The sequence below is a fragment of the Nocardioides secundeburneus genome (assembly GCF_039939255.1).
Classification (GTDB): Bacteria; Actinomycetota; Actinomycetes; order Propionibacteriales; family Nocardioidaceae; genus Nocardioides.
The window spans coordinates 779,502-798,437 of sequence record NZ_JBDUUE010000001.1 but is presented as its reverse complement, the minus strand read 5'-3'; the positions used below and the strand labels follow the sequence as shown (position 1 = coordinate 798,437).

The 18,936-nt window shown below is 74.2% G+C and carries 16 protein-coding genes; 10 read left to right on the top strand and 6 right to left on the bottom strand.

Annotated features, from left to right (window positions below; genetic code table 11):
• The first annotated feature begins 62 nt into the window (after positions 1 to 62).
• The 3 genes from ABFT23_RS03620 (at position 63) to ABFT23_RS03610 (ending at position 4,225) form a co-directional block, all read left to right on the top strand.
• A complete protein-coding gene (locus ABFT23_RS03620; RefSeq protein WP_347892653.1) occupies positions 63 to 1,007 on the top strand; it encodes an alpha/beta hydrolase family esterase in 945 nt (314 codons plus the stop codon).
• The gene (locus ABFT23_RS03615; RefSeq protein WP_347892652.1) at positions 1,004 to 2,560 is read left to right on the top strand and encodes an AbgT family transporter; all 1,557 of its coding nucleotides are present in this window, start codon (positions 1,004 to 1,006) and stop codon (positions 2,558 to 2,560) included. The genes ABFT23_RS03620 and ABFT23_RS03615 overlap by 4 nt, the downstream gene beginning before the upstream one ends.
• Positions 2,561 to 2,656: 96 nt before the next feature.
• Positions 2,657 to 4,225, top strand: coding sequence for a lysyl oxidase family protein (locus ABFT23_RS03610; RefSeq protein ID WP_347892650.1), 1,569 nt, complete (start codon positions 2,657 to 2,659; stop codon positions 4,223 to 4,225).
• On the opposite strand, the gene ABFT23_RS03605 is transcribed toward ABFT23_RS03610, so the two are convergent.
• From ABFT23_RS03605 to ABFT23_RS03585, 5 genes are read right to left on the bottom strand one after another with little or no spacing between them, the layout of a single operon-like run.
• Entirely contained in the window at positions 4,222 to 4,878 is a 657-nt protein-coding gene (locus ABFT23_RS03605; protein ID WP_347892649.1) for a hypothetical protein, read from the bottom strand. The genes ABFT23_RS03610 and ABFT23_RS03605 overlap by 4 nt on opposite strands.
• The gene (locus ABFT23_RS03600) at positions 4,875 to 5,552 is read right to left on the bottom strand and encodes a nitroreductase family protein (RefSeq protein WP_347892647.1); all 678 of its coding nucleotides are present in this window, start codon (positions 5,550 to 5,552) and stop codon (positions 4,875 to 4,877) included. The genes ABFT23_RS03605 and ABFT23_RS03600 overlap by 4 nt, the downstream gene beginning before the upstream one ends.
• The gene (locus tag ABFT23_RS03595) at positions 5,549 to 6,340 is read right to left on the bottom strand and encodes an ABC transporter ATP-binding protein (protein WP_347892646.1); all 792 of its coding nucleotides are present in this window, start codon (positions 6,338 to 6,340) and stop codon (positions 5,549 to 5,551) included. Before ABFT23_RS03595 ends, ABFT23_RS03600 begins: the two co-directional genes overlap by 4 nt.
• Positions 6,333 to 7,313, bottom strand: coding sequence for a FecCD family ABC transporter permease (locus ABFT23_RS03590; protein ID WP_347892644.1), 981 nt, complete (start codon positions 7,311 to 7,313; stop codon positions 6,333 to 6,335). Before ABFT23_RS03590 ends, ABFT23_RS03595 begins: the two co-directional genes overlap by 8 nt.
• A complete protein-coding gene (locus tag ABFT23_RS03585; protein WP_347892643.1) occupies positions 7,310 to 8,293 on the bottom strand; it encodes an iron chelate uptake ABC transporter family permease subunit in 984 nt (327 codons plus the stop codon). Before ABFT23_RS03585 ends, ABFT23_RS03590 begins: the two co-directional genes overlap by 4 nt.
• Before the next feature lie 52 nt (positions 8,294 to 8,345).
• On the opposite strand from ABFT23_RS03585, the gene ABFT23_RS03580 reads away from it, so the two are divergent.
• The 7 genes from ABFT23_RS03580 (at position 8,346) to ABFT23_RS03550 (ending at position 17,272) form a co-directional block, all read left to right on the top strand.
• On the top strand, positions 8,346 to 9,287 hold the full coding sequence (locus tag ABFT23_RS03580; protein ID WP_347892641.1) for an ABC transporter substrate-binding protein: 942 nt from the start codon (positions 8,346 to 8,348) through the stop codon (positions 9,285 to 9,287).
• 99 nt (positions 9,288 to 9,386) lie between these two features.
• On the top strand, positions 9,387 to 9,506 hold the full coding sequence (amiA, locus tag ABFT23_RS03575; protein ID WP_347892640.1) for a streptamidine family RiPP: 120 nt from the start codon (positions 9,387 to 9,389) through the stop codon (positions 9,504 to 9,506).
• A 70-nt stretch (positions 9,507 to 9,576) separates the two neighbouring features.
• Complete coding sequence (locus tag ABFT23_RS03570) at positions 9,577 to 10,212, top strand: hypothetical protein (protein ID WP_347892638.1); 636 nt, start codon at positions 9,577 to 9,579, stop codon at positions 10,210 to 10,212.
• Positions 10,209 to 11,168 carry a CocE/NonD family hydrolase gene (locus tag ABFT23_RS03565; RefSeq protein WP_347892636.1) on the top strand — a complete coding sequence of 320 codons (960 nt, stop codon included), beginning with the start codon at positions 10,209 to 10,211 and terminating at the stop codon, positions 11,166 to 11,168. Before ABFT23_RS03570 ends, ABFT23_RS03565 begins: the two co-directional genes overlap by 4 nt.
• Positions 11,165 to 12,496 carry a YcaO-like family protein gene (locus tag ABFT23_RS03560; protein ID WP_347892635.1) on the top strand — a complete coding sequence of 444 codons (1,332 nt, stop codon included), beginning with the start codon at positions 11,165 to 11,167 and terminating at the stop codon, positions 12,494 to 12,496. The genes ABFT23_RS03565 and ABFT23_RS03560 overlap by 4 nt, the downstream gene beginning before the upstream one ends.
• Positions 12,493 to 13,764 carry an MFS transporter gene (locus ABFT23_RS03555; protein WP_347892633.1) on the top strand — a complete coding sequence of 424 codons (1,272 nt, stop codon included), beginning with the start codon at positions 12,493 to 12,495 and terminating at the stop codon, positions 13,762 to 13,764. The genes ABFT23_RS03560 and ABFT23_RS03555 overlap by 4 nt, the downstream gene beginning before the upstream one ends.
• 187 nt (positions 13,765 to 13,951) lie before the next feature.
• The gene (locus ABFT23_RS03550) at positions 13,952 to 17,272 is read left to right on the top strand and encodes a M14 family metallopeptidase (RefSeq protein ID WP_347892632.1); all 3,321 of its coding nucleotides are present in this window, start codon (positions 13,952 to 13,954) and stop codon (positions 17,270 to 17,272) included.
• Positions 17,273 to 17,393: 121 nt separating this feature from the next.
• Here the strand turns inward: ABFT23_RS03550 and ABFT23_RS03545 are convergent, their stop codons facing one another.
• Positions 17,394 to 18,836 carry a sensor histidine kinase gene (locus ABFT23_RS03545; protein WP_347892631.1) on the bottom strand — a complete coding sequence of 481 codons (1,443 nt, stop codon included), beginning with the start codon at positions 18,834 to 18,836 and terminating at the stop codon, positions 17,394 to 17,396.
• Positions 18,837 to 18,936 lie beyond the last annotated feature (100 nt).

Genomic DNA, 18,936 nt, shown 5'->3' with positions numbered 1-18,936 from the left:
ATCTCGAGGCTCGCTCCGCTCGCACCTCGATCACCGTCCACGACCCCTGCTCGGAGGTACCCGTGCTGATCCGTCATGCCCTGCCCGCCGTCCTGGCGCCGCTGCTCCTGCTCGCGCCCGCCGTCCCCGTCTCCGGGACGCCGGCCGCCGACCGCCCGCCGCCGAAGCCCCGGCCCACGACGTGCGACCGGCCGGTCGAGCAGGCCGGCGGCACCTCGGCGCTGCACGAGATCGAGGTCGGTGGCCTCGAGCGCACCTACATCCTCCGGCTGCCCGACGGCTACGAGCAGCGCGACGACTGGCCGCTGATCGTCGCCTTCCACGGCCGCGGCAGCACCGGCGTCGAGGTCGAGGGCTACTCCGAGCTGTCGCGCCTGCCGGCCGTCGTCGCCTACCCCGACGGCGCCATCGGCACCGGCAGCGGGTACCGGCAGGCCTGGCAGGGCGCGCCCTACCAGCCGCCCGGGGTCGACGACGTCGCCTTCACCGAAGCGCTGCTCGACGACATCCAGGCGACACACTGTGTGGCCGAGTCGCAGACGTTCGCCACCGGCAAGTCGAACGGCGGCGGCCTGGTCGCGCTCCTCGCCTGCCGCCTGCCCGACCGCTTCGCCGCCGTCGCGCCCGTGGCCGCGGCCTACTACCCCGGCACCCGCGAGGGCTGCGACGACGCCCCGCCCGTGCCGGTGATCGCCATTCACGGCACCGGCGACGCCACGATCCCCTACGCCGGCGACGCCGACCGCGACCTGCCCGCCGTCCGCGACCAGGTCGCCACCTGGGCGGCTCGCAACGACTGCCGCGGCCCGGTGCGCACCGAGCGGACGACGCGCGAGGTGACGACCTACCGCTACCGCGACTGCGCCGCCGCCGTCGAGCACGTCGCCGTCACCGGCGGCGGCCACGTGTGGCCCGGCTCCGACATCTACTCCGGCGGCGGGTACACCACCCGGTCGATCGAGACGTCCCGCGTCATCTGGCGCTTCTTCGAGAGGAACGGTCGATGAGCACCGCCGAGAAGACTCCCGAGACCCAGAGGCACGGGCAGGAGAAGCTGCCCCGGATCATCCGGGCGATGGCCGTCGTCGAGCGCGTCGGCAACGCCCTGCCCCACCCGTTCTGGCTGTTCTGGATCCTGGCGCTGATCCTCGGGGTCATCAGCGCGGTGCTCGCCGGCTTCGACGTCACCGTCGTCTCGCCGAGCGACGGCGAGACGGTGGCCGTGCAGAACCTGTTCAGCGGCGACGGCCTCGCGATGGCGGTCTCGACGGCGATCACCAACTTCGCCACCTTCCCGCCGATGGCCACCATCGTCGTGGTCATCATGGGCGTCGCGATCGCCGAGCGCACCGGCTTCCTCGCCGCGGCCATGAAGGTCGGCGTCTCGCGGGTGCCGGCGTCGTGGGTGGTGTTCGCGGTGGCCTTCCTCGGCACCGTCTCCCACGTCGCCTCGGCGGCGGCCTACATCATCCTGGTGCCGCTCGGCGGGCTCGCGTTCCGCGCCGTCGGGCGCTCGCCGATCCTCGGCATCGTCGTCGCCTACACCTCGATCGCCAGCGGCTACGACGCCAGCCCCGTGCCCACGCCCAACGACGCGATCTTCGCCGGCATCACCACCGCGGCGGCACGCATCATCGACGACGACGCCTACGTCTCGCCGGTCAGCAACTGGTACTTCAACATCGCCTCGTCGGTGCTGCTCGCCACCGTCATCACGGTGATGGTCAAGCTCGTGCTCTCCAAGCGGCCCGACCTCGACGCCGACCCCGACGTCGACCTCGACGACATCGGGAGCCTCCACCTCAGCGACCGCGAGCGCGGCGCGCTCCGCGCCGCGTGCCTGCTGCTCGTCGCGATGCTGGTCGCCATCACCGCGATCGTGCTGCCGGAGAGCTCGCCCCTGCGCGGCGAGGGCGGTGACCTCGCCGAGTCGCCCCTCATCGAGGGCATCGCGATGATCGTCGCCGTCCTCTTCGGTGCCACCGGAGCCCTGTACGGCGTCCGCACCGGCGCGATCAAGGCGGCCGGCGACATCCCCAAGCTGATGGGCGAGGGCATCAAGCAGATGGCGCCCGTGCTCGTGCTGTTCTTCGCGATCGCGCAGTTCCTGGCCTACTTCGACTGGACCCGCATCGGCGACGTGCTCGCCGTCGAGTCGGCCGACCTGCTCGACCAGAACGACGTGCCGGTGCCGGTCATCTTCCTCATGGTGCTGGTGCTGCTGACGATCGTGAACGTGATGGTGACCAGTGGTTCGGCCATGTGGTCGATCGCCGCGCCCGTCCTCGTGCCGATGCTGATGCTGCTCTCGGTGCCCGCCGAGACCACGCAGGCGCTGTTCCGCATCGCCGACTCCGGCTCGACCGCGATCACGCCGATGAGCCCCTACTTCGTCATGGCGCTCGGGTTCCTCCAGCGCTACCGCAAGAGCGCCGGCATCGGCACCCTCGCCTCGTACACGCTGCCCCTGGCGCTGGCCATGACGTTCTTCTGGACGCTGCTGTTCTTCGCCTGGTGGGCGCTCGGCATCCCGCTCGGCCCGGGTGCGCCGGTGCGCTGACCGGCGCGCGACGCGACGGCACGCAACCTTTCCGTCCGTGAGCGCGTCACCCTCCCGAACACCGGTCGTCGTCACCTCACGGGAGAGAGAACACCCATGCCCCGTCGCACCCGTCGCGCCGTCGTCGTCGCGACCATCACCACCCTGGCCCCGCTGACCGCCGTTTCGGGCCTCGCCTCGCTCACCCCCGCCCACGCCGAGCCGGGCGCCGTCGTCCGGGCCGCGGTCGACCCCGTGAAGCCGGCCCTGTGGGGTCCGCGGTCGGTCACGACCGAGGTGGTGGGCCGCACGAAGCCCGGCACGAAGCGCAAGGGCCTGGTGCCGCTGCCCGTGCGCCTCACCGCGGGGTCCGAGAGCATCGAGATCCGCACGACGCGGACGTCGTACGCCGAGCCCGTGCGCGCCGTCCTCACCGTCGGCGACCGCACGGTGCCGCTGCCCGGCACCGTGGTGTCCGGCTTCCGCGGCGTCGACCGGCTGCTCACGATCAGGGCGGTGCACCGCAAGACCGGCAGGCTCGTCGCGACCAGGACGCGCAGCGGGTGCCTCAACCAGTGGGGCACCCAGCGCGCGCGGCCCGACGCCGAGCCGCGGTCGCCGTACCCGATGGACTGTGCCGGTTCGACGTCCGGTGGCTCACCGATGCCCTACACGCTCGGCTCGGTGCAGGGCGTGCAGGCCGGGTGGTCGACGCCCCTCGTCGGCTACGACGGCGGGATCTGGCTGCCCCGCGGCTCGTACACGATCCAGGTCTCGTTGCGCCCGGTGGTCGCGCAGGCGCTCGGGCTCACGCCCGCGGAGGCGACGACGTCGTTCGGCGCGACCGTGACCAAGGGGCACCGCGGCCACGACCACGGGCACGACGAAGGAGAGGGGCACGCGCACCGCGCCGGCGCGGCGCCCGACGCCGCTCCCCCGACCTCCCCTCCGACCGGGCGCCCGCTCGGCCGCCGCGCCGTCGAGGGCCCGGTGCCGAACCTGCGCTCGCTGCCGGCGTGGGGCATCGACGTCGACGAGAGCGGCAACTACCTGCGCTTCTCGGCCACCGTCTGGAACGCCGGCGACAGCCCGCTCGTCGTCGACGGCTTCGTCGACGAGACGCGCCAGGACCGCATGAAGGCCTACCAGTACTTCTTCGACACCGACGGCAACCAGACCGGCTATCAGCCGGTCGGCCAGTTCGAGTTCGACCACAAGCAGACCCACCAGCACTGGCACTTCACCGACTTCGCGACCTACACGCTGCTCCGCGCCGACAAGAGCACCGCGGTCGTCTCGCGCAAGGAGGCGTTCTGCCTGGCCAACACCGACGCGGTCGACCTGACCGTGCCGGGCGCCGACTGGCAGCCGGACAACACCGACCTGTCGACCGACTGCGGCGAGCCCGACTCGCGCTCGCTGCGCCAGGTGCTGGCCGCCGGGTGGGGCGACACCTACGCCCAGTTCCGCGCCGGCCAGTCGTTCGACCTGCGGGGCCTGCCCAACGGCACCTACTACATCGCCACCATCGCGAACCCGCGCCAGCGGCTCGTCGAGTCGTCGACCACCGACAACGTCGCGCTGCGCAAGGTCGTCATCGGCGGCAAGCCCGGCGCCCGCGTCGTCCGTGCCGCCCGGGTCGGGATCGTCGACGAACCGAGCCCTGACAACGGCGACGGCTACTAGGACCGGCCGACGGAGGGCCCGACCAGCACCTCGGACCGGTCGAGCTCGATCGTCGTGACGACGTCGGTGACCGAGGGCCGCGGCGGCGTCGACGAGAAGCCGAACCGCGGCGCCGGCTCGACCGGGGCGAGGCGGCCGAGGTCGTCGCCGTCGAACGAGCCGGACGCCGCCACGACGTGCCGGTTGCCCGAGGCGCCGTACCACTCGCGCCGGTCGCGGGTCTCCCCGCGCGTGCGGACGCCGTCCAGCACCCGACGCGCGACCTGGTCGGTCACCTCGCACCACCACGGCGCCTCCGCGACCGACGCCGGGACGACGGCGAGCAGCCGGCCGAGCGCCGTCGTGCCGCCGACGGTGACGTCGAGGCGGAGCGAGGGGCTGCGCACCTGCCAGCCGTGCGGCTGCGCCGTCGTCGCGAACGTCTCGACCCGGATCTCGTCGAACTCGTAGGTCGCGGCGACGAACCGGGCCACCTCGGGCGACGGCGCGAGCAGGAGCCGGTGGCCGTCGGGCCGCTCGACCATGGCGTCGGAGAACGAGCCGAGCGGGCTGTCGAGCCAGCGCCCGACGACGACGCGCGTGCCGCTGGTGGTGCCGACGCCGGCGATCTGGCCGCGGAACCGGATCCGGTGCCGGTGCGGGGGAACGGTCACCTCCTCGACTGTAGCGACGGCGGCGTCGCGGCTCCTCCCGCGGCGACGAGCACCGCCACGAACGCGTCGTCGTGCAGGTCGAGGAGCCGGGCCCACGCCCGGTCGTCGAAGCCGGAGACCGGGCAGGTCGCCAGGCCGAGCGCGGCGGCCACGAGCAGCACGTTCTGCAGGGCGGCGCCGGCGTCGAGGTGGACGGTGCGGTAGTGCCGCGCCGGGTAGCGGTCCCGGGACGGCGCGAGGTCGGCGACCAGCGCGATCCACGTGGGCACCCGGTCGGCGAACGGCGGCTGGTCGATCGACTGACGCACGTACTCCGTCGGGTCGCCCGCGCGGACGGTCACCAGGCTCGGCACGGGCCGGCGCAGGTCGGCCCACCGGACGCCGTCGCGGGTGACGACGTACGGCGTGATCGAGGCCAGCCCGCCGGCCCGCGGCGCGGTGCCGACCCCGTGGTGCAGCAGCGCGGCGAGCTGGGCCCGACTCGGCGAGCCGTGCGCGAAACGGTAGGTCGACCGGCGCCTACCCATCGTCGCGCCGAGGTCGGCCGGCTCGAGCGGTCCGGGCGCGGGCAGCGGCCGGGTGCCGTCGGCGTGGGGCGGTGGGGCGGCCTCGGGGGTGTGGGACGTCGCCGTCCGGTTGAGTGCGTCGTGGACGGCGCGGGCGAGGTCGGTCATCGCGCCACGAACAACGGTCGGCCCGAGACCGGGTCGTCGATGACCACGGCGTCGAGGTCGAAGACCGCCCGCAGCGTCTCCGCGGTCATCGCCTCGGCCGGCGGGCCGTCGACGACGACCCGGCCGTCGCGGAGCGCGACGATGCGGTCGGCGTGCCGGGCCGCCTGGTTGAGATCGTGGAGCACCATCACCACGGTCATGCCGTGGTCGTCGCGCAGGTGCTCGACGAGCCGCATCAGGTCGACCTGGTGCCGGACGTCGAGGTAGGTCGTCGGCTCGTCGAGCAGCAGCACCCCCGTCTCCTGCGCGAGTGCCATCGCAATCCAGGCCCGTTGCCGCTCGCCGCCCGAGAGCGTGTCGAGCCGCCGGTCGGCGTGGTCGCCGAGCCCGGTCAGCTCGAGCGCCCGCCGCATGGCGCCGTCGTCGCGCCGCCGGAGCATCGCCCACGGGCCGAGCTGCGGGTAGCGGCCCTGCTCGACGACCTCGCGCACGGTCGCACCGGTGGGGACGACGGCGGTCTGCGGCAGGACGGCGAGCCGGCGCGCGACGTCGACCGAGGAGCGCGAGCCGATCGGCTCGCCGTCGAGCAGCACGCTGCCGCCGGCCGGCTTGAGCACGCGGGCGAGCGTCATCAGCAACGTCGACTTGCCCGAGCCGTTCGGCCCGACCAGCGCGGTGATCGTGCGCGGCTCGACGGCCCACGTCAGGTCGGGGACGACGACGCGTCGTCCGTGACCGGCGTCGAGCGACCGTGCCGCGAGAACGGGTGGGGTGGGTGGGTCAGGCACGGTTCTCCCTCCGGACCAGGCTGACGAGCACGGGTGCGCCGAGCAGCGCCGTCACCGCGCCGACCGGGACGCCGGCGACGTCGTCGGCGACGCCGGGCAGGCGCACCGTGACGGAGAAGGCGATCAGGTCGGCGCCACTGAGCAGCAGGGCGCCGAGCGCGGCGGCGACCGGCACGAGCACCCGGTGGTCGGCGCCGGCGAGCAGGCGGGCGACGTGGGGTGCGACGAGCCCGACGAAGGCGACCGCACCGGCGGCGGCGATCGCGGCCGCGGCCGCGGCGACGGCGAGGAGGAGCACGACGGCGACGAGCGCCCCGGCGCGGACCCCGAGCCCGATCGCGGCGGGCTCGCCCAGCGCCCAGACGTTGAGGCGCGGGGCCAGCAGCCAGGCGAGCGGCACCAGCACCAGCCACGGCCACAGCAACGCCCAGTCGTGCGGCGTGCGGGCGTTGAGCGAGCCGACGAGCCAGCGCAGCACCGTGGCCATGGGCGCCGAGTCGACGACGAGCAGCAGCGACGTCACGGCGGCCAGCACCGCGCCGAGGAGCACCCCGGCCAGCGCGAACGAGCGCCGGCCGACCGCCCAGAGCACGCCGCCGGTCGCCAGGGCGCCGACCAGCGCGGCCAGGTTGACGAGCTGGTGGCCGGGCCACAGCACCGTCGAGGCGACGACGGCCAGCGCCGCGCCGGCCCCGACCCCGGTGGTCGACGGCTCGGCGAGCGGGTTGCGGACGACGGCCTGCACGAGCACCCCGGCCACGGCGAGCAGGGCGCCGGCGGCGAGTCCGACGAGCACGCGGGGCAGGCGGTAGCGCAGCACGATGATCTCGAAGACCGGGTCGGTCTCGCGCCCGGTGAGCACCCGCACGACGGCGGCACCGGGCACGTCGGAGCGGCCGACGAACAGGTGCGCGAGCACGAGCCCGACGCCGGCGACGACCGCCGCCAGGGCCGGCACGACGGCGCGTCTCACGCCGCGCTCCCGGCGGCCGGGCCGGTCTTGACCCCGCGCGTCGTCCGCCGGCGCAGCACCAGCAGCAGCGCGGGGACGCCGACGACCGTCGTCGCGATGCCGACCGGGAGCTCGACCGGGTACTGCACCGTGCGGGCGGCGAGGTCGGCCAGCGCGAGGAGCACCGCACCGACGAGGGCGGTCGGCACCAGCACGCGCCTCGTGCTCACGGAGCCGAGCAGCAGCCGGGCCGCGTGCGGTGCGAGCAGGGCCACGAACGCGATCGGCCCGCACACGGCCGCGACCGCGGCGGCCAGCACGGCGGCGACGGCCACCGCGCCGACCCGCGTGGCCACGACCGGGACGCCGAGCCCGGCGGCCGCCTCGTCGCCGAGGGTGAGCGTCTCGACGCGACGGGCCAGCAGCGCGGCGACGACCAGGCCGAGGCCGAGCCACGGGGCGACCACCTCGAGGTGCGGCCAGCCGCGACCGGCGAGGCTGCCGAGCAGGTAGCGGAACAGCATGACGACGTTGCCCTGGGTGCCCAGGCCGACGACGGCGACCACCAGCCCGCCGCAGGCGGCGGCGACGGCGGCGCCGACGAGCGCGACGTGGTCGGGCGAGCGCGTGCGGCCGATCGCCAGCAGGACGAGGGCGCCCGCGACCAGAGCCCCGGCGAGGGCGGCGTACGGCAGGAGCACCAGCGGCACGCCGAGGCCGAGCACGGTGACCGTCGCGACGACCACCGCGGCGCCGGACGACACCCCGAGCAGCTCGGGCCCGGCGATGGGGTTGCGCAGCACGTCCTGGAGCAGGAGGCCGGCGACGCCGAGCGCCGCTCCGCCGGCCAGTCCGAGCAGCGCCCGGGGCAGCCGGACGTCGACCATCGCGACGTGCAGCGGGTGGCCCGCCTCGACCAGCGCGGCGACCGCGGTCGTGGGCGTCACGTCCGGCTCGCCGAGGCACAGGGCGGCGACCACGCACCCCACGGCCATCGCCATCAGATTGAGAATGATTATCATTTCGTTCTCATCGAACCCCACAGGAGAACCCATGCGCAAGCCAGCCCTCGCCGTCCCGTTGCTCGCGGCCACCCTCGCGGTCGCCCTCGCCGGCGGCCTCACCGCCTGCGGCGGCGCCGACGCCGACACCGGGCCCGACGCCGCGACCGGCACCACCCCGATCACCGTCACCGACGCCACGGGCGCCGAGATCACGATCCCCGGCCCGGCCACGCGGGTCGCGTGCCTGACGATGATCTGCGTCGACGCGCTCACCGAGGTCGGCATCACCCCCGTCGCCTACCGCGACCCCCTGGCCCTCGACGAGCGCTACGCCGGACCCGACGCCGACATGCGCGAGATCACCGGCGGCTTCGGCGAGGAGAACACCGAGGACGTCGCGCTCGCCCGCCCGGACCTGGTGATCGGGCTCGCCGGCGCCCAGGACGGCCTGCGCGCCGCCGTCGAGGAGTCCGCCCCGCTCTACCTCGTCGACCCGCGCTCGTGGGAGGACTCGGTCGACGTCCTGCGCACGATCGGCGAGCTCACCGGCACCGAGGACGAGGCCGAGGCCAGGGCGCAGGCGTTCACCGAGCGGGTCGAGGACGCCGCCGCGACCCCGTCGGAGCTGACCACACTGTCGATGTTCGGCGAGCCCGGGAGCCTCGGCGTCGACTCGGTCGAGACGCCCGTCGGCTCCCTGCTCGACGCCGTCAGCGACTACCCCTGGCCGGCCGCCGCCGACCCGTTCGCACCGATCGCCGTCGAGCAGGTGGCGCAGGTCGACCCCGACGTCGTCTTCGCCCAGGCGTTCTCGGCCTCCGACGACACCGAGGCGCTCTCGGAGCGCCTCGCCACCGACCCGACCTGGGCCGGCCTCACGGCCGCCCGGAAGGGCCGGGTGGTCGAGGTCGAGGCGGCGGTGTGGGCGACGGGGCGCGGCACGATCTCGCTCGGCATCGTGCTCGACACCGTCGAGGCGGAGCTGGGCTGACACTCCGCGACGGATCCTTATTGAGAATGATTCTCGATAAATGCTAGCGTGCCGACGGCGGTCCCGACCGGGGCCGCGATCCCCCATCGAGGAGAAGTGATGAACGAGTTCTTCAGCCCCGCCGCCGGCCGCGTCCAGCTGGCCACCCACACCCCCGGGCACAGCAACGCCCTCGTCGAGAACCCCTTCGACGAGGTCGAGGCCACCGAGGCCGACTGACCGCACCGGCACCGTCGGCCCCCGCCTGGCTCCGGCAGGCGGGGGCCGTCCGCACTCCTTAGGAGAACCGATGCTCACCTCCCCGCGCCTCAGGGCCGGCGTCGCCCTGTACGCCGCCGACGGCGGCCACCTGCTGCGGGTCGACGGCGCCGACCACCACGTGCACCTCGACGACGCCGACGCGACCGCCCTCCTCGACGCCCTGCTCGACGGCGGACCGCCCGCGACCGCCCCCGCCCGCGGCGCACTCGCTGCCCTCGTCGACGCCGGCCTGGCCGACGCCGCACCCACCCGCGTGTCCGTCGTCGGTGACGGGCGCCTCGCCGGCGCCCTGCGCGCCGCCGCAGGACGCATGGGCGCCGCCGGCGACGACCTCGTCGTCCGGGCGGACGACGCCCCCACCGACGACGCCACCTGCTGGATGAGCGGACATCGCGTCGTGCTGAGACCGCCGGCGGTACCGGCCGGTGACGTGGAGGCCCGCCACCGGGCGGCCACGCGGCACCGCGGCGTCGTCGTGCGCACCGGCGGTCGCGGCGTCGTCGGCACCGGCGACGAGCGCGCCGGGCTCGAGCTCGCGGCGGTGACCGTCGTCGCCGATCTCCGCCGGCCCGACCGCCACCCGCTCGAGGCCGTGGTCGTCGACCTCGACACCCTCGTCGTCTCCCGCCACCGCGTGCTGCCGGTGCCACCGGCGCCCCGATGAGGTCGCTGCGTGCCGCGGTCCGCGGCCTCGTCACCTACGCCTGGCTGCCCGACGGCCCGCCGCGCGCCGTCCTCGTCGCCCGCACGCCCTACGGTGCCGCCGGTCACGCCGCCGAGGCCCGGGGGTGGACCGCGCACGACGTGGGGCTCGTCGTCCAGGACGTGCGGGGGCGCCACGAGTCACCCGGCACGTTCCGCCCCTACGCCGAGGACGGCGGCCCGGACGGTCCGGCCCTGACGGCCTGGGTCCGCTCGTGGACCGAGGCCCCGGTCGTGCTGCTGGGCACCTCCTACGGCGCCCACGCCGCGCTCGCCACCGCCACGCAGGTCGAGCCCGACGGCGTCGTCGTCGCCGTGCCGGCGCTAGGGCTCGGCGAGACCGCTCGCACCCGCGGCGGGGTGCTGCAGCTGGCCTCACGCCTCGGCTGGTGGCTCGCCCACGACGTGCCTCGGCCCTGGTCGGACGTGCTGTCCGCCCGACGACGCGACGCCGAGCGGGCCCTGGACGTCGCCTCGATCCGCTGCCCGTTGCTGGCGATCGGCGGCGCCTACGACCACTTCGCGCACGACACGACCGACCTCTGCGCCCACTGGGGCGGCCCGGCCGAGCTGGCGTTCGGCCCGTGGGACCACGCCCTGTCCGGCGCCCGGCGCGCCGGTCGCACCCTGGCCTGGCTCGACCTGGTGCTCGACGGGTCGCCGCCGTCCAGCACCGGCCGACCGCTGACGGCGACCGTGCACGTCGACGCCGCAGCCCACGAGCAGTGGTGCGCCTCGCTGCTCGTCGACGGCCGCGAGGTCGCCCACGGCGCCGCGGTCGGACGTCGCATCACGCTCGGCCCGGTGCTCGACGACGGACCGTTCGAGCTGCGGCTCGCCACCGACGACTTCCCGCGCTACGCCCGCGCCCCGCACGCCCCGCGCCCCGTGCCCGACCACCACCTGGAGATCGCATGAACGCCGAGACCGCCGACCTCGTCGACCCCGACTTCGGCCTGGTCACCGGCCTGCACCCGGTCGAGCGGCTCGAGGGCCTGCCGCCGTCGTACGTCGGGATCACCGCCGAGGTGGCCGACGCCCGCGTGCACGGCAACTGGCCCAGCGACCGGGTCTCGCTCGGCACCACGTTCGACGACCCGGACGGCGCGCGCATCGCCGCGATCGGCGAGGCCGTGGAGCGCTACTGCGGCAACTACGTGCCCGCCGGACTGCGCCGGGCCACCGCACGCGACCTGCGGGCCGAGGGACGTCGGGTGCTCGGGCCCGACGACCTGCGGTTCTTCGCCGACTGGCAGCACGCGCGGGGCGGCTTCCCGTTCGCCCGGTTCGCCGACGACCTCGACGTCGCGTGGGTCGAGGGCCTCGACCAGGCCGGCGACGAGGTGCTCGTCCCGGCGTCGTGGGCCCACCTCAACTGGCGCACCGGCGCGCGGCGCAGCGAACCGTTCCTGCACCCGGTCAACTACGCGGGCATCGCGACCGGGCAGTCGGTCGACGACGCCACCCGACGCGGCCTCCTCGAGCTGGTCGAGCGCGACTCGCTGTCGCTGTGGTGGCACCTCGGCCTGCCCGCGAGCGGCATCGACCCCGCCACGGTGCCCGGACTCCTCGACCACCTCTCGGGCTCGCGCCTCGAGCTGCACCTGCTGGCCCTGCCGGCCTGGTTCGGCGTGCCGGTGGTGGCCGCCGTCGTCCACGACCCGGTGACCGGGATCGTCGCCGGCGGGTTCTCGGCCAAGCTCGACCCGGCCGAGACCGCCGTCAAGGCGACGCTCGAGGCCATCCACAGCTGGGTGTTCAGCCTCGGACTGCTCGACGCCGACGGCTGGGTGTTCGAGGCCGTGCGGGCCGGCATCCTCTCTGAGGGGCTCTACCTGCCCCATCGGGCCGGGCGCGACTATCTCGCCGACGTCGGAGAGCACTGCTCGCGGGTGCGCGACCTCGGCGCCCAGGCCCAGGTGTGGCTCGACCCGGAGGTGCAGCGGCGCCTGCTGCCGCGCTTCACCGCGCCGCCGTCGACCGTGCCGCTCGACGAGCTGCCGACCGGGACCGAGGCGGGCCTGCGGGCAGCGCTGGCCGCGGGCGGGCACGACGTCGTCGTGTGCGACCTGACCACGCCCGACGTCGCGCTCACCCCGCTCCGCGTCGTCCGGGTCTGCGCGCGGGGGCTGGTGCCCAACGCCCCGGCCGGCTTCCCGTACTACGGCCTGCCGCGCTGGGCCGAGGTCGCCGGCCGCGAGCCGACGCCCGACAGCCTGCTCCTGCTCCCGCCACCCAGCCTGTGAGCGCGCTCGAGGACCCGACCTACCGCCGCTACCTGGCGGCCCGCACGGTGGCGATGGCCGGCAACGCGCTCACGCTGGTCGCCTTGCCGATCCTGGTCTACCGGCTCACCGGCAGCGCCACGCTCACCGCGCTCGTGACCGCGGTCGAGACGGCGCCCTACCTGGTCGTCGGCCTGCCGGCGGGCGCCCTCGTCGACCGGTGGAACCGGCGCCGCGTGCTCGTGGGATGCAGCACGGCGAGCGGGCTCGCGATGCTCACGGTGCCGGTGTCCGACCAGCTCGGGGTGCTCACCTTCGCGCACCTGCTCGTCGTCGCGGCCACCGTGTCGACGCTGTTCGTGTTCGCCGACGCGGCCACGTTCGGCGTCGTCCCGCAGATGGTCGGGCGCGAGCGGGTCGCGTCGGCGACGTCGACGCTCGTCACGGTCGGGACGACGATCGGTCTCGCCGGCCCCGTCGTGGCGGGGCTCCTGGTCACCGTGACGTCCCCGGCGCTGGTGCTCGGCGTCGACGGCCTCGCCTACCTGGCCGCGGCCGCGGTGACCGCCCGGCTGCGCTGGGAGGGCAGCGAGACCGTGCGCGGGCCGAGCGGACGACGGCTGCGGGCCGAGGTCGCCGAGGGCCTGACGTACATCTGGACGACGCCCGTCGTCCGCTGGCTGACCGTCCTGGGCACCGGCAACAGCCTCGCCGGTGGTGCCGTGACCGGGCTGCTCGTCGTGGTCGGGGTCGAGCAGCTCGGCCTCGCCGACGACTCCCCCGCGCTGGGCTGGCTCTTCGCCGCCGGCGCGACCGGCACGTTCGCCGCCGGCCTGTCGTTGCCCCGGCTGCAGCGGAGTGTGGGGGTCGGCGTGATCACGACGACCGGCTACGCCGTCGGGCTGGCGGTCGTGCTGACGCTGTCGCTGACGACGTCGGTCTTGGTCGCGCTGCCGCTGCTGGCGGTGCTCAACTTCGCCGCGACCTCGCTCATCTTCAACGGCATCGTCACCCGACAGGTGGTCACCCCCGACCACCTCCAGGCGCGCGTCGGCACCACCGCCCGGCTGATCGCCTGGGGCGGTTCTCCGCTGGGGGCGGCCCTCGGCGGCGTCGTCGCCGGCGTCGCGGGCACCGAGTGGGCCCTGCGCGTCGCCGCCGGTGGCCTGCTCGTGTCGCTGGTCGGCGCGCTGCTGGCCGGCGTCCCCCGGTTCCCCCGGTTGGCCGAGCTGCAAGAGTCGGCCGTCGGGACGGTCCGACCGCCCGCACCTCGGACGCCGCCACGGTGACGTCACACGAGCGTGGTAGTCGGCTCGACAAGACCCCTTGTGTAACCGACATGTGAAATGTCGGCACCGATCCCTACCCCGCCCGCCGATTGTCAGGCAATGTGAGCCCACCGGTCTCGGGGCCGTCGGCCATCCGCCCGGGTGGTCGCTCCACGCACGACCAAGCAGCGAATCGGAGTTGGATCACTTGAAGCGCACACGCGCCGGCATCGGCGTGACCAGTCTGGCCCTCGCGGCCGCGACGTTGGCGTTCACGCCGACGGCCTCGGCCGACCCGACCTCTCCCGGCGTCACGCCGGCCACCGCGACCCCCACGTCGCCGGCGGGCAAGGGCCGCGGGGCCGCCACCGAGCGGAGCGTCGACCCGGTCGAGCGGGCGCAGGTGCTGCGTCGCGCGGCCGAGACCGCCGTCGCCGGCGACCCGATCGTGATGCCGACGTCCTACCCGTACCAGCCGACGCTGAAGGTCTACCGCGACAACGTCGACGACGCCGCCGTCACGGGTGAGCTCATCACGCACCCGCAGATCGCGCCGCGCCTCATGGACCTGATGTCGCGCAGCGACCGCGTCTCCGCGCAGGTCGTCGGGCAGTCCACCGAGGGGCGTGACCTCTACCTGGTCACGATCACCGCGCCGGAGGACGAGGCCGAGACCGCGCAGCAGGCCGCCTGGAAGAACGAGATCAAGACCGACCCGGTCGCGGCCGCTGCCGACACGGCGCTCAAGGCCGGCTACAAGACGCCCATCTGGATCAGCAACAACATCCACGGCAACGAGTGGGAGGGCACCGACGCTGCGATGCAGTACATCGAGTACCTCGCCACCGCGCCGCTGCTCGAGGTCCGCTCGATCCTGGAGAACAACCGCATCTACTTCTCGCCGTCACTCAACCCCGACGGCCGCACCAACGCCACCCGGGCGACCGCGCTGGGCCTCGACCCCAACCGCGACATGATCACCAACACCACGCCCGAGACGAAGTCGTTCATCCGTCAGGTCCAGGCCATCCAGCCGATCTACGCCGCCGACTTCCACGGCTACACCAGCGTGCTGCAGATGGAGCCCACCGGTCCGCCGCACGGCTCGAACTACGAGTACGACCTGTACGTGCCGCACAACTACGCGCTGGCCCTCAAGGTCGAGCGCGACGTCGTCGCCGCCAACATCCCGGGCAACACCTACTACAACACCACCACCGGGACCGTCAGCACGACCAACACGGGCAACATCAAGATCCCCTACCGCGACACCCCCGACGGCTGGGACGACTTCCCGCCGATCTTCACCGCGCAGTACGCCGCGTTCTACGGCGCCGCCTCGGCCACCGTCGAGCTGCCCCTCGGTCGCAACCTGAGCGTCAACGGCACCTCGCGCATCTCGCCCGACCGCGCCCGGATCAACACCACCGTCGCCCTGCAGACCATGAAGAGCACGATCGGCTACCTCAACCAGGCCGGCCCTGCGCGCGAGATGCTGGCCAACCAGATCGAGGTCTTCCGCCGCGGTGTCGCCGGCGAGGTCAAGAAGAACCTGACCGTCGCCGACGTCGCCTCGGTCCCCGGCCCGACCCAGTGGAAGCCGCTCTGGGACGTCGTCGACAACCAGGAGCCCATCACGCTGCCGCGTGCCTACGTCATCCCGGTCGGGGCCGACCAGCGCTCGAGCAGCGACGCGACCGACCTGGTCGCCAAGCTCCTGCAGCACGACATCGAGGTCTCGCGCCTGACCGCCCCGGCCGTCGTCGGCGAGACGACCTACGCCGCCGGCTCCTACGTCGTCGACATGCACCAGCCGCTGCGCGGCCTGGCCAACGCGCTGCTCGACCTCGGTGAGGACATCTCGGCCAAGGTGCCGTCGATGTACGACATCTCCGCCTGGTCGTACAGCTACACCTGGGGCGCGACGGTCGACAAGGTCGGCCTGACCACCGACGCCGCCATCGGCGCGACCACCCCCGTCACCTCGGTCGACGTGCCCACCGCCCCGGCGAGCTCGACGTTCACCACGTTCGACCTGGCCGGCGTCTCCGACTACCAGGTGCTCAACACGCTGCTCGACGCCGACGTCAAGGTCTCTATGCTCGCCGACGGCTCGGCCGTCGTCGACCAGGCCGGCTTCGACACCGCCGTCGCCGCGGCGTCCGCGGCCGGCGTCGAGCTCGAGGAGGCCTCCGCGGCCGACCTCGACGCGCTCGACGACGCCTCCACCAAGCCGCTGCGCGACATGTCGATCGCCTACGTGGGCACGCAGGACGACCGGCTCTCGCTCACCGAGCTCGGCTTCGGCGGCCTGCGCCAGATCACCGCGGCCGGGCTCAACGCCAACCCGTCGCTGCTCGACGGCATCGACGTGCTCTGGATCGGCTCGACGTTCAACACCGCCGACGTGCCGCCCAGCACGAGCAACCCGAGCGGCACGAGCTTCGCCACCGCACGGGCCGCCGTCACCGCCTTCACCGCCCGTGGCGGTGACATCCTCGGTCGCACCAACGCCGCGTTCAACGCCGCGGTCGCCGCCGGCCTGATGAGCGGCACCGTCACCGCCGGCAACGGTGGTGGCAACGGCATCGTCGCCGTCGACACCCCGGCCGACTCGGTGCTCGCGCCGTACGCCCAGGACTCCTCGTTCATCTACCCGGCCTACTCGTTCGTGCCCGGCACGGGCGTCAAGACCGAGCAGACCTACGACGCCGAGGACCCGTTCCTCGCCGGTCACTGGCGCTCGACGAACGCCACCAACGGCCCCGAGGTCGCGGCCGGCAAGGCCTCGGTCGTCTCGTCCGAGAACACGACCACCGACACCAAGTCGCTCGTGTTCGGCACCTCGGTGTTCTTCCGCACCCACCCCAAGGGCGGGATGAGCCAGGCGGCACGGGCGCTGTTCTGGGCCGGCCCGGAGGGCGAGCCCGTCGTGGCTCCGGAGGCTCCCGAGGAGCCGACGGCCACCGCCGTCGTCGCGCTGACGCCGGCGCGCGTCGCCTACCCGGCCGTCGCGCGGGTCTCGGTGCTCACCTCGGCCGGCGGCGACGCGAGCGTCCCCGGCACCGTCGAGCTCGTCGCGGGCAGCACCGTCCTGGCGCGCGGCACGTCGACCAACGGTGCGGCGACCCTCGCCGTCCCCGGCCTGCGACCGGGCACGACCCGCGTGGTCGCCCGGTTCACGCCGAGCGCGGCCGGCTACACCGGCTCGACCAGCGCCCCGGTGTCGATCGTGGTCACCAAGGCCACGCCGGTGCTCCGGACGTCGGTCAAGACGCCGGCCTCGAAGCCGAAAGCGAAGAAGGGCAAGGTCGTCGTGGCCGTCAACCTGCGGGTGCCCGGCGTGCCGACGACCGGTCGGGTCACCGTCACCGCCGGCGGGGTCACCAAGACCGTGACGGTCAAGGCCGGTACGCCGAAGACCGTGACGCTCTGGGTGCCGAAGGGGTCGCGCAAGCTGACGGTGCGCTTCGCCGGCACCGCCCTCGTCGCCCCGGCGGGCCTCACCCGCTCCATCACGGTGCGCTGACGATCCACTGATCCGCGCTCCACGGCTCGACCACGAGGCCGGCACCCCCGCGGGGTGTCGGCCTCGTGCCATTTCCGCGCGATCGATCGACCACGACCACCGCGCAGGGTCGCCGGGGGCGTCAGCGAGCGGGGCCGGCCACCGGCAGGTCGACGGTGACGGTGGTGCCGACACCGACCCGGCTCGAGATCGACACGGTGCCCTCCATCGCCTCGACGAGGCGGCGCACGCTGGCCAGCCCGATGCCGTGGCCGCCGTCGTCCTCGGAGAGGCGGCCGCGCTGGAACTCGTCGAAGATGTGCGGCAGGTCGAGCGCGTCGATGCCACGGCCGCGGTCGGCGACCACGAGCATCACCCGGTCGCGCAGCACGGCGGCCGCGACGCCGACCGTGGTCTCTGCGGCCGAGTACTTCAGCGCGTTGGAGAGCAGGTTGACCAGCACCCGCTCGAGGGCCGAACGGTCGGCGTGGAGCACCACGTCGCCCACCGCGACGTCGATGCGCCCGGCCGCCCCGTCGCCGAGCCCGCGGGCAACGCCGTCGACGACGTCGTGCAGGCGCAGCCGGGTCGGCGCGGCCGTGGACCGGGCCGCGAGGCGGCTGTGCTCGACGAGGTCGTTGGTCATGTCGACGAGCCGGCGCGCGTTGGTGCCGATGCGGTCGACCAGGTCGGCCGCGAGCTCGGGGTCGGCGTCGTGGAAGACCTCGGCGAACCCGGCGATCGCCGCCACCGGAGCCCGGAAGTCGTGGGCGAAGGCGTGGAAGAACGACTCGCGCGCCTCCTCGAACCGCTTCTGGGCGGTCAGGTCGCGGATCACCTTGGCGAAGCCCGTGACCCGGCCGTCGTCGTCGCGCAGCGCGGTGATCACCACGTTGCCCCAGAACTGGGTGCCGCCGCGCCGCACGCGCCATCCGGTGTGCTCGACGTGGCCGTCGTCGAGCGCGCGCTGCAGGAGTCGCTGCGGGAGCCCGTCGGCGCGGTCGTCGGCGGTGTAGAAGATCGAGAAGTGCTGACCGAGTGCCTCGGCCGTCGGGTACTCCTTGAGCCGCTCGGCGCCGGCGTTCCAGCTGACGACCTCGCCCGCCCGGTCGAGACCGATGATCGCGTAGTCGACGACCTGCTCGACCAGGCTGCGGAAGCGCTCCTCGCTGCGTCGCAGCTCGACCTCCAGCTCGTGGCGATCGGTGAGGTCGCGCGTCACCTTCGCGTAGCCGGCCAGCGTGCCGTCGTCGTGGTGGAGCGCGGTGATGAGCACGTCGGCCCAGAACCGACTGCCGTCGCGCCGCACCCGGAACCCGGAGTGCTGGGCGCTGCCGGTGGTGCGCGCCTGCAGCAGGAGGGCCTGCGGCAGGCCGGTGGCCCGGTCGTCGGGGCCGTAGAACATCTCGAAGCTGCGCCCGACGGCGTCGACGGCCTCGTAGCCCTTGAGTCGCCGCGCCCCCTCGTTCCAGCTGACGATGACCCCGTCGGGGTCTAGCTCGATGACGGCGACCTCGGTCAGCTGCGCCACGAGCCGAGCCGCGGCGTCGGCCGACCCCGGCGGCGTGACCGGCGGCTGGGACATGCAGGGCACTCTAGGGAGTACACAGCCCGCTACGGGGCGGTTCGGCGCACATCACGGCGTCCGCGCCTCGGTGGCTCCGCACCCGGGCACCACGTCGTCG

Bases quoted from the DNA above. Each gene is read 5' to 3' on its own strand.
- ABFT23_RS03615 (WP_347892652.1), top strand. From the start codon at position 1,004: ATGAGCACCGCCGAGAAGACTCCCGAGACCCAGAGGCACGGGCAGGAG.
- amiA (WP_347892640.1), top strand. From the start codon at position 9,387: ATGAACGAGTTCTTCAGCCCCGCCGCCGGCCGCGTCCAGCTGGCCACC.
- ABFT23_RS03560 (WP_347892635.1), top strand. From the start codon at position 11,165: ATGAACGCCGAGACCGCCGACCTCGTCGACCCCGACTTCGGCCTGGTC.
- ABFT23_RS03610 (WP_347892650.1), top strand. From the start codon at position 2,657: ATGCCCCGTCGCACCCGTCGCGCCGTCGTCGTCGCGACCATCACCACC.
- ABFT23_RS03565 (WP_347892636.1), top strand. From the start codon at position 10,209: ATGAGGTCGCTGCGTGCCGCGGTCCGCGGCCTCGTCACCTACGCCTGG.
- ABFT23_RS03545 (WP_347892631.1), bottom strand. From the start codon at position 18,836: ATGTCCCAGCCGCCGGTCACGCCGCCGGGGTCGGCCGACGCCGCGGCT.
- ABFT23_RS03580 (WP_347892641.1), top strand. From the start codon at position 8,346: ATGCGCAAGCCAGCCCTCGCCGTCCCGTTGCTCGCGGCCACCCTCGCG.
- ABFT23_RS03600 (WP_347892647.1), bottom strand. From the start codon at position 5,552: ATGACCGACCTCGCCCGCGCCGTCCACGACGCACTCAACCGGACGGCG.
- ABFT23_RS03585 (WP_347892643.1), bottom strand. From the start codon at position 8,293: ATGGCGATGGCCGTGGGGTGCGTGGTCGCCGCCCTGTGCCTCGGCGAG.
- ABFT23_RS03570 (WP_347892638.1), top strand. From the start codon at position 9,577: ATGCTCACCTCCCCGCGCCTCAGGGCCGGCGTCGCCCTGTACGCCGCC.